This window comes from Dryocola clanedunensis (genome assembly GCF_038405435.1).
Lineage (GTDB): Bacteria > Pseudomonadota > Gammaproteobacteria > Enterobacterales > Enterobacteriaceae > Dryocola > Dryocola clanedunensis_A.
Genome location: NZ_JBBYHZ010000174.1, coordinates 1 through 561 on the forward strand (window position 1 = coordinate 1; position 561 = coordinate 561).

1 protein-coding gene is annotated in these 561 nt (G+C 68.4%); it reads left to right on the forward strand.

The window, feature by feature from the left end; translation table 11 throughout:
• Positions 1-561 (forward strand): RelA/SpoT AH/RIS domain-containing protein (locus AAE045_RS24050; RefSeq protein ID WP_455549813.1); only part of this gene is annotated, 561 nt, incomplete at both ends.

Below are 561 nucleotides of genomic sequence, written 5' to 3' on the forward strand. Positions count from 1 at the left end.
TGGTCCCGCTGCGCACCAAGCTGGTCAGTGGCCAGACGGTGGAAGTGATCACCGCGCGCTCGGCCACGCCCAAGCCGCAGTGGCTGGAATTCGTGGTCAGTTCCAAGGCGCGCACCGCCATCCGCCACCAGCTCAAACAGCTGGAGCACGAAGACGCGGTCCAGCTGGGCCACCGCATGCTCGACCGCGCGCTGGAGGCGATGGACAGCTCGCTGGAGCGCCTGCCGAAGGGGCGCCTGGATGCCTTCCTGGCCGAACACCGCTACCCCCGCCTGGAGGCCCTGCTGGCCGAAGTGGCGCTGGGCAACTGGATGCCCAACCAGGCCGCGCAGGCGCTGATGGCCTACGCCGAGCTGCGCGGTGGGGCGCATTCGAAGCATTCGCAGGAGAAGATCCTGATCAATGGCAGCGAGCGCGGCGTGGTCAGCTTCGCCAACTGCTGCCAGCCGATCCCGGGTGACGACATCATGGGCTACCACACCGCCGGCAAGGGCATCGTGGTGCACCGTCTGGATTGCCCGAACCTGGCCGAGCTGCGCAAGTCGCCCGAGCGCTGGGTGC